17 protein-coding genes are annotated in these 16,183 nt (G+C 32.7%); 15 read left to right on the top strand and 2 right to left on the bottom strand.

What is annotated here, in order from left to right; translation table 11 throughout:
- Window positions 1-7 precede the first annotated feature (7 nt).
- The 10 genes from ACVPPR_RS07915 to ACVPPR_RS07870 all read left to right on the top strand — a co-directional run bounded on the left by ACVPPR_RS07915 (window position 8) and on the right by ACVPPR_RS07870 (window position 10,421).
- A complete protein-coding gene (locus ACVPPR_RS07915; RefSeq protein WP_462304105.1) occupies window positions 8-994 on the top strand; it encodes a LacI family DNA-binding transcriptional regulator in 987 nt (328 codons plus the stop codon).
- A gap of 217 nt (window positions 995-1,211) precedes the next feature.
- Entirely contained in the window at window positions 1,212-2,441 is a 1,230-nt protein-coding gene (locus tag ACVPPR_RS07910; protein WP_462304104.1) for an extracellular solute-binding protein, read from the top strand.
- Between the two features lie 26 nt (window positions 2,442-2,467).
- Window positions 2,468-3,817, top strand: coding sequence for a carbohydrate ABC transporter permease (locus ACVPPR_RS07905; protein WP_462304103.1), 1,350 nt, complete (start codon window positions 2,468-2,470; stop codon window positions 3,815-3,817).
- A 2-nt stretch (window positions 3,818-3,819) separates the two neighbouring features.
- Window positions 3,820-4,650, top strand: a complete 831-nt coding sequence (locus tag ACVPPR_RS07900; RefSeq protein ID WP_462304102.1) for a sugar ABC transporter permease — start codon at window positions 3,820-3,822, stop codon at window positions 4,648-4,650.
- A gap of 30 nt (window positions 4,651-4,680) precedes the next feature.
- Window positions 4,681-6,369, top strand: a complete 1,689-nt coding sequence (locus tag ACVPPR_RS07895) for an alpha-glucosidase (protein WP_462304101.1) — start codon at window positions 4,681-4,683, stop codon at window positions 6,367-6,369.
- 17 nt (window positions 6,370-6,386) lie between these two features.
- Window positions 6,387-7,490, top strand: a complete 1,104-nt coding sequence (locus ACVPPR_RS07890) for an ABC transporter ATP-binding protein (protein ID WP_462304100.1) — start codon at window positions 6,387-6,389, stop codon at window positions 7,488-7,490.
- A 31-nt stretch (window positions 7,491-7,521) separates the two neighbouring features.
- Window positions 7,522-8,964, top strand: coding sequence for a sucrose phosphorylase (gene gtfA, locus ACVPPR_RS07885; protein ID WP_462304099.1), 1,443 nt, complete (start codon window positions 7,522-7,524; stop codon window positions 8,962-8,964).
- 279 nt (window positions 8,965-9,243) lie between these two features.
- Complete coding sequence (locus ACVPPR_RS07880) at window positions 9,244-9,387, top strand: hypothetical protein (protein ID WP_057974603.1); 144 nt, start codon at window positions 9,244-9,246, stop codon at window positions 9,385-9,387.
- A gap of 72 nt (window positions 9,388-9,459) precedes the next feature.
- Window positions 9,460-10,089, top strand: coding sequence for an endonuclease III domain-containing protein (locus tag ACVPPR_RS07875; RefSeq protein ID WP_462304098.1), 630 nt, complete (start codon window positions 9,460-9,462; stop codon window positions 10,087-10,089).
- 62 nt (window positions 10,090-10,151) lie between these two features.
- The gene (locus tag ACVPPR_RS07870) at window positions 10,152-10,421 is read left to right on the top strand and encodes a hypothetical protein (RefSeq protein WP_462304097.1); all 270 of its coding nucleotides are present in this window, start codon (window positions 10,152-10,154) and stop codon (window positions 10,419-10,421) included.
- Between the two features lie 530 nt (window positions 10,422-10,951).
- On the opposite strand, the gene ACVPPR_RS07865 is transcribed toward ACVPPR_RS07870, so the two are convergent.
- The gene (locus ACVPPR_RS07865) at window positions 10,952-11,926 is read right to left on the bottom strand and encodes a 1-phosphofructokinase family hexose kinase (protein WP_462304096.1); all 975 of its coding nucleotides are present in this window, start codon (window positions 11,924-11,926) and stop codon (window positions 10,952-10,954) included.
- Between the two features lie 15 nt (window positions 11,927-11,941).
- A complete protein-coding gene (locus ACVPPR_RS07860) occupies window positions 11,942-12,706 on the bottom strand; it encodes a DeoR/GlpR family DNA-binding transcription regulator (RefSeq protein WP_462304095.1) in 765 nt (254 codons plus the stop codon).
- 217 nt (window positions 12,707-12,923) lie between these two features.
- Between ACVPPR_RS07860 and ACVPPR_RS07855 the strand changes: the two genes are divergently transcribed.
- Genes ACVPPR_RS07855 through ACVPPR_RS07835 form a run of 5 tightly spaced genes read left to right on the top strand, consistent with a single transcriptional unit; the run spans window position 12,924 to window position 16,178 of the window.
- Window positions 12,924-13,397 carry a PTS sugar transporter subunit IIA gene (locus ACVPPR_RS07855; protein WP_462304094.1) on the top strand — a complete coding sequence of 158 codons (474 nt, stop codon included), beginning with the start codon at window positions 12,924-12,926 and terminating at the stop codon, window positions 13,395-13,397.
- A 24-nt stretch (window positions 13,398-13,421) separates the two neighbouring features.
- Entirely contained in the window at window positions 13,422-13,733 is a 312-nt protein-coding gene (locus ACVPPR_RS07850; RefSeq protein WP_462304093.1) for a PTS sugar transporter subunit IIB, read from the top strand.
- A 17-nt stretch (window positions 13,734-13,750) separates the two neighbouring features.
- A complete protein-coding gene (locus ACVPPR_RS07845) occupies window positions 13,751-15,103 on the top strand; it encodes a PTS galactitol transporter subunit IIC (RefSeq protein ID WP_462304092.1) in 1,353 nt (450 codons plus the stop codon).
- Between the two features lie 15 nt (window positions 15,104-15,118).
- Entirely contained in the window at window positions 15,119-15,307 is a 189-nt protein-coding gene (locus tag ACVPPR_RS07840) for a hypothetical protein (RefSeq protein WP_462304091.1), read from the top strand.
- A 43-nt stretch (window positions 15,308-15,350) separates the two neighbouring features.
- Entirely contained in the window at window positions 15,351-16,178 is an 828-nt protein-coding gene (locus tag ACVPPR_RS07835) for a class II aldolase/adducin family protein (protein ID WP_462304090.1), read from the top strand.
- The last annotated feature ends 5 nt before the right edge of the window (window positions 16,179-16,183 follow it).

The following is a 16,183-nucleotide window of genomic DNA, read 5'->3' as shown; positions in this document are numbered from 1 at the left end:
AAAAATAATGTCGAATATTAATGACGTGGCACGTCAAAGTGGTTATTCAATCAAAACTATTTCAAGAGCTATTAATGATCCACAACACGTATCAGAAAAAGCAAAACGAAAAATTTTTGACGTTATGAAAAAATTAGATTATTATCCTAATTCAATAGCGCAACAATTACGAGGTAAGGGAACGAAACTAATAGGCGTGATCGTTTCTTATATTACTAATCCATTTTTTTCATATTTAGTTGATGCAATTGAAAAGTATGCAGCTAATAATGATTATCAAATCATCGTTTTACAAACGCTTGATTCTGCAGATCATCAAGAAAAATTTATTGAAATGTTAAAAAAGAGACAACTAGATGGATTAATTATTGCCTCAATTGAAGATGTTAATGATGATATTAAACGATTTGTTCAGCAGGGAAAAATTGTTCTTTGTAATCGGTATGTTGCTGATAAGACAATTCCATCAATTCATATTGATGAAAAAAAAGCGACTTATGATGCAATTAGCTATTTACTAAAAAAAGGTTATAAAAAAATTGTTTATTGTACTGGTGGGGTTAATGATAAAACGGATCAAAGATTTAATGGTTATCTTCAAGCACTTGAAGAGTACAGTGTGCCATTCAATAAAAAATTTCATTTAGAAGATCGTTGGAGTATTTCCGATGGTAGGGAATTAGTGAATGATTTTATGATGTTACCAACAAATAATCGCCCAGATGCCATATTTGCTAATGGGGACGAATTGGCGGCAGGAATCTTGAGTCAATGTAATATGCTAAGTATAAAAGTACCTGATGAATTAGCAATTGTAGGGTTTGATGATCAGCCGATGTCAACAGTTCTAACACCACAATTGACGACGGTTCGTCAACCGATTAAAGAAATGGGTGAACATGCAGCAGCTGTATTAATTGCGAACTTAAAAGGTAGTGACCAACCAGCAGCGATAAAATTAAAAACTTCATTAATTATTCGAGGAACAGCTTAAAAGGCTGTTTTTTTTAATTGATTTATTTATTTAAAATATCATTTGACTTCAGAAAAAATAAATGATAAAATTTCGTTGTCAATGAAAGCGTTTTATTTTATAACAAAAAGACAACGAAGGACATTTTTGCTTTTTCTGCGATTATTTAAAGTAACAATCGTTATAAAGGTAACAAGGTAGTGCTAATCATACAAATAAGTTGTAGGGAGTGTAGTTGATGAAAAAAAGTTTGAGTTTAGTTAGTATGTTAATTTTATTTTTAGTCATGCTGTCAGGATGTTCTAATGATGGAAAAGTTGGGACAGGTAGTAAGGAAAATCCAATTGAACTAAAATTATGGGTCGATTTAAATCAAGCTAAAGGATATCAAAAAATAGTTGATCAATATATTAAGGAGAATTCGGATAGACATATCCAGATTAAAATAATTGAATCAGAATCTGGAAAAGCACTTGAAAATTTAAGTAAGGATCCGGAATCTGCAGCAGATGTATTTGTTATTCCACATGATCAATTAGGTCAATTAGTTGATTCAGGGATGGTTTATAAGAGTGAAAAATTTGCAAAGCAGGAAAAAAAGGCTAATTCAGCGCAATCTATTGCTGCTGGAACTTATAAAAATCAATTGTATGGCTATCCAGCAAGTGTAGAATCAATGTTCTTATACTATGATAAATCAGTTTTTTCTAAAAATGATATTCAATCTTTTGAAGGAATGATGGCTAAAAGTAAGGTTGGATTAAATCTGTCAGAGGCCGGTGCTGATTTCAGGATTGCGCCATGGTTCATTGCTAATGGTGCTCAATTATTTGGAAAAAATGGTGAAGACTTAAAGAAAATGACGTACAACTCAAAAGATGGGGTTGATGTTTTAAAATATATCGCTAACCTAAGAAAAAATAAAAATGTTGTATCAGTTAACGCAGACGAACTTGATTCATTAAAGTCGGGTAAAATACATGCCTTATTCAGTGGTGTTTATAATGCGGAAGCAATAAAAGAAATATTAGGGAAAAATTTTGGAACTGCAGTTTATCCAACAGCTAATTTTGGAGATGGGAATGTTAATTTAAAAGCATTTTTAAGTGTTAGACAATTTGTTGTTAATGCAGATACAAAACAACCATTAGAGTCTATGAAATTAGCTAAGTATATTACGAATAAGCAATCACAATTAAAGTTATCTGAATCGTTGGGGACAATTCCAAGTAACAAGATAGCTCAAAGTTCTAAAATAGTTTTAAGTGATCCTGTTAAAACAACCGTAATTGATATGTCACAAAGTGATCATTCAGTATTAACACCAAAAATTTCACAAATGTCTAATTTTTGGATACCAATAAATGCAATTATCAATGATGCATATAATGGGAAAATACCTGAAAATAAGATGCAATCTAAATTAGATCAGTTAGTTAAAGAAGCTTCCAGTGATAGTCTTAAATAGATTGATAGACAAAGGAGAAACTAAAAATGTTAGAAGAAAACATAACACATAAAGGTATTTTTGAAATTCTAAATACTGGAAGCATGATAACGAAACTATCGGGAATCGTATTTGGACTTGGTAATTTAGCTCATAAACAAATTGTTAAAGGACTTATTTTTCTCATAAGCGAATTAGTATTCATTTATTTCATGATTACCAGTGGAATAAAGGTACTAGGCGGATTAGTAAATTTAGGTATTCGAGCACAGACATGGAAGTTTGATAAAAAGTTGGGATTTTCAATTAAAGTAAACGGTGATAACTCAATGCTCATGTTAATCAATGGATTATGTGTATTGATGTTGTGTGTTGCCATGTTTATTATTTGGCGTCAAAGCATAAAAAGTGCAGATAAGGTTGCTCAATTAAAAAAGAACGGAAATAAGGTACCTAATATCGCAGAAGATATTTACTCGTTATTCGATAGTCGATTCCATATCACACTGATGACGATTCCTGTAATAGAAGTTATTGCTTTTACATTATTACCTCTTATTTATATGATTTCATTAGCTTTCACTAGTTACGATCATAATCATTTACCCCCAAGAAATTTATTTCACTGGGTTGGATTTAATAATTTTTCTGCCATATTTAGTGGTAAGATATCGGGAACCTTTTTTCCAGTCCTCGGGTGGACATTAATTTGGGCAATTGCAGCAACCGCAACGACCTTCTTTTTTGGCGTATTACTTGCCCTATTTATTAATTCAAAAGGAATTGTTAATAAGAAATTTTATCGTACAGTATTTGTTATAACAATGGCAGTGCCAGCATTTGTTTCACTATTAGTTTGGCAAAATCTATTACATATATCAGGACCTTTGAATACAATGTTAATCAATATGGGATGGATTAATACACCAATTCCATTTTTAACGGATTCATTGTTAGCTAAGATATCTGTTATTGGTGTCAATATGTGGATAGGTATCCCAGTTACCATGTTAGTCGCAACTGGGGTCATTGTTAACTTACCAGAGGATCAAATTGAAGCAGCTAAGATTGATGGAGCTAATTCATTTCAAATTTTTAGAAATATTACTTTTCCACAAATTATGTTAATTATGGCACCAAGTATTATTCAACAATTTATCGGAAATATAAATAATTTCAATGTTATCTATTTATTAACAGGGGGATTACCATCAAATAGTAATTTTTACAGTGCGGGAAACACAGATTTATTAGTTACGTGGCTATATAAATTAACCGTTAATCGTGCGGATTACAATTTAGCATCCGTAATTGGAATTATCACATTTATCCTTAGTGCTGTTTTCTCACTAATTGCATACACAAAGACAAATTCATATCAAAAAGAAGGTAACTAGACATGAAAAAGAAGTATATTGTAAAAAATGTTGGACTCTTTATTCTTGCAGTCGTTTGGTTATTTCCAGTTTTTTGGTTAATCCTAACTTCTTTCCGAGCAGATAGCGGCCAATTTGTTTCTTATATTTTTCCAAAACACTATACGTTAGATAATTATAAATATATTTTAAGTGGAGATATTAATTTTCCATTTATAAAATGGTTTGAAAACACATTGATTGTCTCGATTGCATCATGTTTGCTTTCAACGTTTATCACAGTTTCTATGGCATATGCCTTATCGAGATTACGATTTAAAATGAAAAAACCTGTAATGAAAATAGCATTAGTTCTAAATATGTTTCCTGCATTTATGAGCATGATTGCTGTTTATTATATTTTAAAAGCATTAGATATGACACAAACTTTAACAGCGCTTGTATTAATATACTCTTCATCAGCAGCGTTAACATTTTATATTGCTAAGGGATTTTTTGATACTATCCCTTATTCGTTAGATGAGTCAGCAATGATTGATGGAGCAACAAAAGCACAAATATTTACGAAAATTACGTTACCAATGGCTAAGCCAATCATTGTTTATACAGCGTTGATGGCTTTTACAACACCATGGATGGATTTTATTTTTGCCAAGGTTATTATGGGCGATAGAGTTGATAAGTATACGGTAGCAATAGGATTATATTCAATGCTAAATATAAATACAGCTAACTCCTTATATACTGCTTTTGCAGCGGGATGCATAATTGTCGCCGTACCAATTACGATATTATTCATATTCTTACAAAAATATTATGTTGAAGGAATGACTGGTGGGGCGGTTAAAGGATAAAACTTAAATTAGTATGAGGGAGAGAAATTTATGAAGCAAAATGAATGGTGGAAAGAATCAGTTGTTTATCAGATCTATCCTAAGAGCTTTAAAGATAGTAATAAAGATGGAATGGGTGATTTAAAAGGAATTATTGAAAAAATTCCGTATTTATCAAAACTAGGGGTTAATTTGGTTTGGCTAAGTCCTATCTATAAATCACCTATGGATGATGGTGGGTATGATATTTCAGATTATTACTCAATAGATCCAATGTTTGGAACAAATGAAGATATGGATGAACTAGTTAAGGTAGCTAAAAATCATGGAATTAAACTATTAATGGACTTGGTAATTAATCATACTTCTGATGAACATGAATGGTTTAAGGAAGCATTAAAAAATCCAGCAAGTAAATATAGAAATTATTATATCTTTAAAGAAGGAATAGAAGGGAATCCGCCTAATAATTGGCGTTCATATTTTGGAGGATCTGCTTGGGAAAAAGTACCTAATGAACCAAATATGTATTTTTTACATGCATTTTCAAAAAAACAACCAGATTTAAACTGGGAAAATAGTGCTGTTCGTAATGAATGTATAGATATGATTAATTGGTGGTTAGATAAAGGATTTGGTGGATTTAGAATTGATGCAATATTAAATCTTAAAAAGAATATGCAATATGGTCAATTTGAGGCAGATGGTGAAGATGGTTTAGCATTTATTGGTAAATGGATCTTAAATCAGCCAGGAATTGAAGATTGGTTAAAAGAGATAGACGAAAAAACTTTTAAAAAGCATAATAGTTTCACTATTGCTGAAGCCGATGTAGCAGATGAATTATTACCCAACTTTATTGGTGATACGGGGGTATTTCGATCAACATTTGATTTTTCATATACGGATATTGATACACCGGAAACTGGCGAATGGTATTTACTTCATGACTGGACGATTGATGAATTTAAAAAGAATCTCTTTCATCATCAATTAGTTACTCAAAAAATAGGTTGGGGAGCGCAATACTTAGAAAATCATGATCAACCACGATCAATTAATAAGTATTTACCAGAATCAGACCGGAATGATACTACCAAAAAAATGTTAGCAACTTTATTTATGATGTTGCATGGAACCCCCTTTATATATCAAGGCCAAGAAATAGGAATGGAAAATATCCATATGGATTCTATGGATGATTATGATGATATTGCAACTCATGAGGTATATGCACGTGCCCTTTTAGCAGGTCAAAGTGAAGAAGAGGCTTTCGGTGCAATGTATAGGCGTTCACGCGATAATTCAAGAACACCTATGCAATGGAATAGAAATAATAATGCTGGTTTTTCTGATGCAGATAATACTTGGTTAAAGGTTAATCCGAATTATCAGAAGATAAACGTTATGGATGAAGGTGAAAATCTCAATTCAGTATTAAATTTCTATAAAAAGTTAATTGAACTTAGACGTAAAGAATCAAAGTATAAAGAAGTTATTATCAACGGTGAATTTGTATTAACTGATTATACAGAAGAAAATCTAATCGCATATCGTCGTGTTTTAGAAGTAAAAGAATTATTAGTTTTAATTAATTTTGATAATCATGATTTAAAAATAAAAGTAGACGAAAAATTTCAAAATACTTTAATTAATAATTTTAAAAATATTAATAAAGATAGCAATGGAGACATTATTTTACAACCTTATCAAAGTGTTGTATTAAGTAGTTTTTCTTAAATGAGAGGAAGATAGACATGCCAGAAATGAAATTGAAGCATATTGTTAAACAATATCCTAATAATCCTAATCCATCAGTGCCTGATTTTAATTTAGAGATAAAAGATAAAGAATTTATTGTGTTTGTTGGACCATCAGGATGTGGAAAATCAACAACATTAAGAATGATTGCAGGGTTAGAAGATATAACTAGTGGCGAATTTCTAATAGACGGGAAAATAGTTAATGATTTAGCCCCTAAGGATCGCGATATTGCCATGGTTTTCCAAAATTACGCGTTATATCCACATATGTCTGTTTTTGAAAATATGGCTTTTGGACTTAAATTAAGAAAGTATGAAAAAAGTGATATTAAAAAACGTGTTACACATGTTGCAGATATTTTAGGGTTGTCTGAATACTTAGAACGTAAACCGGCGGCATTATCAGGTGGTCAACGACAACGTGTTGCAATGGGCCGGGCGATTGTTAGGGATGCAAAATTATTTTTGATGGATGAACCTCTATCTAATTTGGATGCAAAATTACGTGTTCAAATGAGAGCAGAAATTGCTAAAATTCATCAAAACTCAGGTGCTACTACGATATATGTAACTCATGATCAAACCGAAGCGATGACGCTAGCAGATAGAATTGTTATTATGAACGCTGGCCGTATACAGCAAGTGGGAACGCCTAAAGAATTATATAATAAACCTAATAATATGTTTGTAGCAGGCTTTATGGGTAGTCCTGCAATGAATTTCTTTGAAGTAACTTTAAAAGATGGCCGACTAAAAAATTTAAACGGAATTGATTTAGAAGTTCCAACTGGGCAAAATAAGCTATTAGTCTCTAAAGGATATGAAAATAAAACACTTGTTTTTGGAATTAGGCCGGAAGATATTTCAACTCAACCAATAGAACTTTCGGCATATGCAGGAAGTCACGTATTCGCTAAAATTACTGTCTCAGAGTTATTAGGTAATGAGTCAATGCTATACCTAAATGCAGGGGACGATGAATTTGTTGCTAAATCAGACGCATCAGACGATTATCGACCTGGAACAGAGATTGAGATGGCATTTAATATGGGAAAAGGGTTATTTTTTGATAAAGAAACGGAAGAAGTAATTCGATAATTCCTTTCAAATTAATTGTAGGAGGTAAGTTATGGCAATTGAAAACAAGTCTATCTTAATCACATATGCAGATAGTATGGGCGGAGACATGAAAGCACTTCATCAGGTTTTGAATAATGAATTAAAAGGGGCAATAGGAGGGGTGCATTTATTACCTTTCTTTCCATCAACGGGTGATCGAGGATTTGCACCATCTGATTATACAAAGGTTGATTCTAAATTTGGTGATTGGTCCGATGTAGAATCTATCGGAGAAGATTATTATTTGATGTTTGATTTTATGATTAATCATATTTCAAGAGAGTCAGATTTTTTTCAAGATTTTAAAGCTAAAGGGCCAGATTCGGAATATGCTGATATGTTTATTAGATATGATAAATTTTGGCCAAAGGATCGACCAACACAAGCTGATATTGATCTAATTTATAAGAGAAAAGATAGAGCGCCTTTTCAAACAGTTGAATTTGAAAATGGTGGTAGTGAACAAGTTTGGAATACATTTGGTGAAGAACAAATTGATCTAAATGTGAATTCAGAAATTACGATGAATTTTATTCGGAAGACTTTAAAGGATCTTATGGATCATGGGGCAGATATCATTCGATTAGATGCATTTGCTTATGCAATAAAAAAACTTGATACAAATGATTTCTTTATTGAACCTGATATTTGGGATTTATTAAATAAATTAAAAAAAGTAACAGATGAAAAAGAAGCAATTATTTTACCAGAAATTCACGAACATTATTCTATTCAACATAAAATAGCTAAACAAGACTATTTTATATATGATTTTGCTTTACCAATGGTTTTATTGAATGCTTTATATAGTGGTAAAGTCAACCAGCTTGCGAAGTGGCTTAAAATGTCTCCAATGAAACAATTTACGACATTGGACACACATGATGGAATTGGTGTAGTTGATGCACGTGATATTTTAAATCCTGATGAAATTGAATTTACATCTAACCATTTATATGAAGTAGGCGCGAATGTTAAAAAAATATATTCATCCGAAGCATATAATAATTTAGATATCTATCAAATTAATTCTACATATTATTCTGCCTTAGGGAATGATGATGCAAGCTATTTACTAGCACGTGCAATACAAATATTTGCCCCAGGAATTCCGCAAGTATATTATGTAGGATTGCTAGCAGGTGAAAATGATTTAGAATTGTTAGAAGCTTCGAAGGATGGTAGAAATATTAATAGACATTATTATAAACTACCTGAAATTAAGGAGACAGTTAAACGGCCAGTTGTAAAATCGTTGCTGGCATTACTAAAATTTAGAAATGAGTTTAAAGGGTTTGATTTAGAGGGAACGGTTGAAGTACAAATACCTAACGAAAATGAAATTATTATTACTCGTAGTGACGCAACTAAGTCTAATACTGCCAAATTGGTTGCTAATTTGAATACAAAACAGTTTACTTTATTCCGTAATGATGATGAATTTAAAGTTTAATAGCATGGAAAAAGAGCATATTAACGTATGCTCTTTTTTAGTAGAACTAAATTTTACTGAGGTTCAAATGTTTGCGTCTATTGATATAAAGTGAGTCGTAATGATATAATGTTAAAAGCATAGCTATTTTAATCGGGCACTGATTAGTAAATTATACAGGATTAAAATAGACACAGGTTGATGATTAAGAAATCAACTGTATTTGAAGGCATTTATTCAGTATATGAATCTTTAACTTTGAAAAAAATTGTTAATTAATAGAGCGAGGAGGAAACACTGATGGCTGATAAAGCAAAGACAGACAGAGAAAAAATGTTAGAAATTATTAAAAAGAAACAAACTGATGGTGGTAACTTTAACAAAAAAGCAACTGCTCGCAATGATCGTACTAAGATGCGTAAGGGTCCTAAGATATTTAAATAAAAGGATAATAGTAAGGGCATTTCCTGTTAGTAGGGGATGTCCTTTTGTTGTAAATTCAGCAAGGAGACGGTAATGAAAACAGATAAAGACATTATAAAAGTGCTTAATCGTTTGGCAGACCACTATGGACCACAAAATTGGTGGTTAAACGAAAATCCAATTTCAGACTGGGTAACGATGATTCTCATTCAACAATCAACGGGTGTGAACGTTGAAAAAGCAATGAATAAATTAGCCGGTTATTTAACCGTTGAAAAGCTGCAAGCGATGGACATCGAAGACTTACAAGAACGCATTCGGTCAGCGGGATTCTACAAACAAAAAAGTACTTATATTAAAAACTTAATCAATTGGTTTGCTGAACATGACGCTAATTTTGACTCTTTTAAAAAGGTAACAACACTAGATTTACGTAAGGAACTCTTAGCGATTAAGGGGATTGGTCCGGAAACAGCGGATGATATTTTATTGTATACGTTCGGCAGGAATGTCTTTATTGCGGATCAATATGCCATGCGTTTATTTGGCCGCATAGGTTTTGGCGAATATAAAACCTATGCAAAAATGCAGGCAGATTTTTCAAGTGCCGCTGAAAAAGTACCACTTAACTTATGTCGTGAATGGCATGCAGTGATTGATGAACATGGAAAAGCATTCCGCAAAGATAAGGATTTGGATGAAAGCTGGCTCATTGCGGAATGATAGATTAAGGCTTCTATGGTATTAAAGTGGGTGTTCAAATTAAACGACTTGGAGGAATTAACATGGCTTATTTATATTCACTGATTATTGGAATTATTTTTGCAAATGGAATTCCGCATTTTATTAAAGGCATTACGGCGCAACAATGGGATGTTCCTTGGAAAAAGCCAGCTAGTGCGCCAACAAATATTGTATGGTCTATAATCAATTGGTTAATCGCTGTCGTTATTTTTTCATTAACGATGCCAACATTAACGACCACTCATTTTGCACTATTTTTTATTGGTATGGGAATAACTGGTTATTTGTTAGCGAATCATTGGTCAAAATAAATGGCTATTAAATTATTTATAGTAAAGAACTTGAAGTGAGCCTTTAATATCCGTGGTAAAATCCCCTCCAGATAGACAAGTTTTGTTCTTTGACTTGTCTATCTGGAGGGGATTTTTTGAATTCGAACAAAACTGATATTTAGTGGAAGAAAATTAAATAATCTGGAAAAGTTAGAGATAGCTCAGTGAATTATTGAAAACGAGTGATATTATCATGAAGCTATTGGCAACATGATAAAAATTTTAAACTGAATCAAATCATTAAAATTTAGAATAAGTGTTTGTAAAAGCTTGTATAATCATCGAATCGTAGCATGGACTATTGGAAATTTTGAAACTGATTTTATTATGTATCTACTAAAAAAATGATTTAATAAATCAATTAAGACATGGCTTGGTATGATTATGAATGACATCAAAATACAATAAAAGACTAAGCTCACATGGAAGAATTGAGTTTAGTCTTTAGATGGAAATTTAAATATTTTGGTTTTTAACTTACTCACTTTACAAGAGTATGCCAGTTTATTTTAGTTTAATTGTTTATAATTTACTTGGGTGCACAGTTTTTTAACAGAATTAATATCAATCATCCCTGATTGAACATGCAAGGCATTATCAGCACCACAACTCATTGAGTATCTTATGGTATCTAAATTATCTAAATTATTTAAATTATTACATAAGCCATATAAAGCGCCAGCTAATGATGCATCTCCTGATCCAGTTGCATTCACTGCATTAATTTCTGGCGGAGTAATTTGATAGATGGTGTCACCAAAACGGGCATAAGCTTTTTTGTGACCATTGCTAACAATTAGATTGGCAACGTTTGGCATACTTTGTCTCATAAGTTGGTCTGTAATGTCGTCTTCGTTGTGTATTTGTATATTTAATAGTTCATTTAATTCATCTAAATTCGGTTTGATAAATTCTAGTGGAACACCGCTGTTGATAGATAATTTAAATGGTTCACCAGATGAATCAACAATCAGTTTAATATTTGGTCGTAATTGATTAATATTGATTAATATTTTGCTGTACGTATCAACTGGATAGTCATTGGGTAGGCTACCAGCCAAGATGAGATAATCTGTTTCGCCAGCAATATGATTCTTATCAAACATATCAATAAGTTTGTCTGTCCACGTAAAGGTTTGTTCTGATGTGTTATCAATATTATAAGTTTCGTTGATATTTGTTTGTTTGTGGCCATCATCGACAATAATGCAGTTGCGGGTTTCATTGGGGGTTTTACGATAACTAGTTTCAATTTTATTTTTATTCATATCAGCATGAATAATATTACCGTTTAGACCGCCAATATACCCGGTAGCAATTAGTGATTTTTGATTACCAAGGGCACTTAACACACGAGCTACATTGTTGCCTTTTCCTCCTGCACTTTTAACAATACTAGTTGGTCGATTAACATTACCAATTTTAAAATTAGATATTTGATAGTAAGTATCAACTGATGGATTAAGACTCAAAGTAATAATCATTGTAACCCTCACTTTCTAAATGAATGAAATACGGTTATTATACCCTGCCAGTGTTTCTTCAGGGATGCTTTTGGTATTAGTCATAATGGCACTGAATTGGTCTAGGGTAGCAAAAGTATGTGTGTCTAAATGATTGAATTTTGAATCATCCATTGCTAAAATTTTGAGCTTTGATTGATCTAAGACTGCTTTTTGAATTGTTCCTTCTTCTATGGTCGATGTTGATACCTCTTGACCGGATACACCATTAGTTGTTAAAAATGCGATATCAAAATTAATATTTTGAAGTGAGTTAATAGCCATTTGTCCAATAAATTCTGACGTATTCTCATGGAAATGACCTCCAGTTAATAGAACGTCCAGATTACGCGTTAATAGTTTTTGAAATAATAAGAAGTTATTGGTGACGTAAGTTGCTTGTTCAGGCAAGGTAGGAGCAGCTGCATAGGTAGTTGTGCCAGCACTCAAATATACCATAATATGCTTATCCATAGTTTGAATGTTTTCATATACGTAATCGCTAATTTTGGCGCCAATTTCTTTTTTTTCAGTAGAGTGTAATTGTAGTTTTAGTGAGCTAGGTTGTTCATTCATCGGTTTGGTTAAGCTTTTAGCGCCACCATATACGCGTTTTAATAGATGCAAGGAATCTAATTTTGTAACATCACGACGAATAGTCATATCTGCTACGCCAATTCGTTCAGCTAGCGCTTTAATGGTCATGAACCCATATTCGTTGACTAATTGTTGGATTTTAGTTTGCCGCTGTTCTTGTAACATAATCAGTACTTCCTTTCTAATGAAGCATATCATTTACTTTGAATTATAACACTCTCACTATAAATGTCCAACTTTGTTCATATATATATTTAAGCTATTAATAGTTAAAATAAAGTGACTATTAGCTATTGACAAGTTAATTGCAAACGGTTACACTGAGCTTGTAATAAACAAAGTCAAACAAACGAACAAGTGTGAACAAGAAAGGGTGATATTTATGACAGTAGAATCATTATTTAATCATAATTGGGTAGCATTAAATGTTAAAGCTGATTCTGAAAATGAACTTTTTGACATTATTGGTAAAAAGGCTAACGAGTTATTTCTAGCATATCCGGGTTATTGTGTGGGGTTACAAGAAAGAGAATCTAGTTATCCAACAGGGTTAGATATTGATGGATTTAACATTGCTTTACCACATGTTGATACTAAATATATCAAACAACCTTTTGTATTTTTAGTCACTACCCTTAAACCATTAATGGTTAGAGCAATGGTTACAGAAGAATTTATGTTAACTAATACTTTCTTTTTTCTAGGTATTAAAGATGGACATGAACAAGTGGGTTTGCTATCTGGAATTCTTAATGCACTGCAAGAAAAATCAGTTATTAAAGCTTATCAAGATGCTGTTGAATTACAAGATCCAGAAGAGTTAGTTAATATTATGCAACATGCATTACAAAAATAGAGTGTTACGAAAGGAAGGTTCATTATGAAAAAAGTTTTAGTATGTTGTGGCAGTGGGGTAGCAACAAGTGTTCAAACAGTTGAAAAATTAAAAGAACAATTAGATGATGCTGGTATTGCTAATGTGGAAGTTTATGAAAAGCCAATGTTAGCAGCTGTTCCAGAAGTTGAAAGCAATGATGATATTTTAGTTTATATCGGAATGGCTAAGGCGGATGAAGAGCTTCAAGAACTATTAAATAAAAAGAATATTCTAAGCTTGCAGGGGTTACCTTGGTTGACTGGTATGGGGTTGGATGAAGCATTTCAAAAAATTGCTGTTAAATTGAACGAATAGAGATGGAGGATACTGTTATGAACAATATAGTTCAAGCAATCTTAGCGCCTGGAGCACAGGTATTTGTACCAGTTTTGATTTTAATTTTAGGTCTTATCTTCAGAATGAAGTTTTCTAAGGCATTACAATCAGCTTTGAACTTATCTATTGGATTCGTTGGGATGTCAATGGTCATTGGTTACTTAGTTGATTTAATAACTCCAGTATCTAAAGCACTTGCAAAGAATACAGGTATTAACCTGCCAGCAATTGATGTTGGTTGGACAGGAGCTGCTGCTGTTAGTTGGGGCTGGTCATGGGCGTTCTCGTTTTTTGCATTAACTATTGGTGTTAACTTTATCATGTTATTACTTAAATGGACTAAAACGATTAATGCGGATATGTGGAATGTTTGGGGAAAAGTTTTAACAGGTTATATGGTCTACATCATTTCAGGTAGCTTAATATATGCTTTTGTTGTTGCTGGAATTCAAATTATCATCGAATTAAAGCTAGGAGACGTATGGCAACCACGGATTCAAAGGATGATTGGTGCACCTAGTGTTACAGTTACTCATATTGAATCATTTACTGCTGTTATTATGTACCCGGTCAATCGGTTAATGGACTTTATTCCATTTTTAAATAAAGAGATGGATGCTAACGCTTTAAAAAAGAAAATTGGTATCTTGTCAGAACCAGCTATGATGGGACTGATTATCGGTATTTTCTTGGGCTTTGGAAGTGCTTATGATGTTGGCAAAACTTTAAATCTTGCAACTTCAATGGCTGCTGTTATGGCATTATTCCCAGTTGTTGCTAAATTTTTCCAAAATTCACTAACACCATTTGGTAATGCAATGAGTGAATTTATGAAGACTAAATTTAAAAATCGTGAATTTTATATTGGGCTCGATTGGCCTATCTTAGGTTCATCACCTGAATTATGGGTAACAGCTATCATTGGTGTCCCAATCTTCATTCTTTGGGCGCTTGTATTACCTGGTAATACTGTTCTACCATTTGGTGGAGTTATTAACTACTGTATTGCCGTCGGTGGTTTGTTATTAACACAAGGGAATCTACCACGAATGATTATCTTAGATATTATCTATACACCACTATTTCTATATGGCGCAACTCTATTAGCTCCTATTTTAACAAAATTAGGTCGTATTACTGGAGCTGTTAAAATTCCTACTGGTTCGCAAATTACTTGGTCATCAATTGAGGCTCCTGATTTTCGAATTTTATTCGCTTATGCTGGGCAAGGTGATGTTTGGGCAATTGGTGGATGTGTTATATTGATGGCGTTAGCTGTACATGTATATCGTATGGTTGTTAAAAAAGATATTAAAGATGGGTTGGTTTTTAAAGAGAGTGTGAAGTAAAAAGGAGTATCAGCCATGAAAATAAATAAATATGATTGGACAGTCGTTATTGTGATAGCAATTGGTGCAATGTATTTGGCGTCTAAATATCATCAACCATTGTTGGGACTGATTTCACTTGTTTTAGCTATTTTAGTTCGTCATTATGGTTGGGATACATTGTTTAAAGATGGCGATGATAGAAAGAAGAAAAGATCGTCGTGAATCATAGCAAGCACACAAAAAAACTAAAAGGGGATAATAAATTATGTTAGCAGATGGACGTATGGTATTTGAATCAGAACGTGAAGATTTGGCAGAGGTTGTTCAATTAGTATTTGATCGTGATGATACAAATGTAGCGGGCGGAAATATTTCTTTCATTGCAGTTGATGAAGATGGTTCTTTAGGTGAAAAAGGCAAACGTTACATTATTATGACGCCAACCATGATGTCAGAAGCATACTTAGGAAGATTATCAGCTTCTCAGATTTTAGTAGTCGACCCTACTGCTGGAGAAATTATTGATGTACCGACTGGTCGAACGTTAGGTATCAAGGTTGATGGTGTTGGCGATTTGACACGTGAAATTAATATGCATCAGGCTATTTATTTAGCAAATCCTGATATTAAGTGTGTATTCCATGCACATTCAAAAGAACAACTATTTTGGGCAACTTCTGGGTTACCATTACCAAACTTAACTGAAGCAACTCAAAAGGTTAGAAACGTTGAAGTGCTGAAATTTCGTCCAAATTGTTCTGAAGATTTAGCAGAAATTGTTTCAGGTAAAATTCGTGAAATTGGTGATGATGCATTAACGCATGAGTATCTTTTGAATAGTCATGGTGTGCTCATTACTACCGGTGGCAAAGATATGAATGGATCGACTGCTTTGCATAAGGCACTATCTATTGATGATACGATGGAATGGAATGCCAGTATTGCTTATAAACAAACTGTATTACAAGCTGTTGGTGTTATGGATGGTTATTATTCTAAGGGAGTAAAAATTGGAACACTGGATGATTTGAAAGCTGGTAAGGCCATATATAATCCTCATGCAGACAAAGAATTAGAAATAATGCAGCCTTAAAATTG

The sequence above is a fragment of the Dellaglioa sp. L3N genome (genome assembly GCF_054941095.1).
This window is presented reverse-complemented; position numbering and strand designations above follow the sequence as displayed.

Coding starts and splice junctions, on each gene's coding strand:
- ACVPPR_RS07900 (WP_462304102.1), top strand. CDS start 3,820: ATGAAAAAGAAGTATATTGTAAAAAATGTTGGACTCTTTATTCTTGCA.
- ACVPPR_RS07860 (WP_462304095.1), bottom strand. CDS start 12,706: ATGTTACAAGAACAGCGGCAAACTAAAATCCAACAATTAGTCAACGAA.
- ACVPPR_RS07910 (WP_462304104.1), top strand. CDS start 1,212: ATGAAAAAAAGTTTGAGTTTAGTTAGTATGTTAATTTTATTTTTAGTC.
- ACVPPR_RS07835 (WP_462304090.1), top strand. CDS start 15,351: ATGTTAGCAGATGGACGTATGGTATTTGAATCAGAACGTGAAGATTTG.
- ACVPPR_RS07840 (WP_462304091.1), top strand. CDS start 15,119: ATGAAAATAAATAAATATGATTGGACAGTCGTTATTGTGATAGCAATT.
- ACVPPR_RS07875 (WP_462304098.1), top strand. CDS start 9,460: ATGAAAACAGATAAAGACATTATAAAAGTGCTTAATCGTTTGGCAGAC.
- ACVPPR_RS07890 (WP_462304100.1), top strand. CDS start 6,387: ATGCCAGAAATGAAATTGAAGCATATTGTTAAACAATATCCTAATAAT.
- gtfA (WP_462304099.1), top strand. CDS start 7,522: ATGGCAATTGAAAACAAGTCTATCTTAATCACATATGCAGATAGTATG.
- ACVPPR_RS07855 (WP_462304094.1), top strand. CDS start 12,924: ATGACAGTAGAATCATTATTTAATCATAATTGGGTAGCATTAAATGTT.
- ACVPPR_RS07870 (WP_462304097.1), top strand. CDS start 10,152: ATGGCTTATTTATATTCACTGATTATTGGAATTATTTTTGCAAATGGA.
- ACVPPR_RS07880 (WP_057974603.1), top strand. CDS start 9,244: ATGGCTGATAAAGCAAAGACAGACAGAGAAAAAATGTTAGAAATTATT.
- ACVPPR_RS07850 (WP_462304093.1), top strand. CDS start 13,422: ATGAAAAAAGTTTTAGTATGTTGTGGCAGTGGGGTAGCAACAAGTGTT.
- ACVPPR_RS07915 (WP_462304105.1), top strand. CDS start 8: ATGTCGAATATTAATGACGTGGCACGTCAAAGTGGTTATTCAATCAAA.
- ACVPPR_RS07845 (WP_462304092.1), top strand. CDS start 13,751: ATGAACAATATAGTTCAAGCAATCTTAGCGCCTGGAGCACAGGTATTT.
- ACVPPR_RS07905 (WP_462304103.1), top strand. CDS start 2,468: ATGTTAGAAGAAAACATAACACATAAAGGTATTTTTGAAATTCTAAAT.
- ACVPPR_RS07865 (WP_462304096.1), bottom strand. CDS start 11,926: ATGATTATTACTTTGAGTCTTAATCCATCAGTTGATACTTACTATCAA.
- ACVPPR_RS07895 (WP_462304101.1), top strand. CDS start 4,681: ATGAAGCAAAATGAATGGTGGAAAGAATCAGTTGTTTATCAGATCTAT.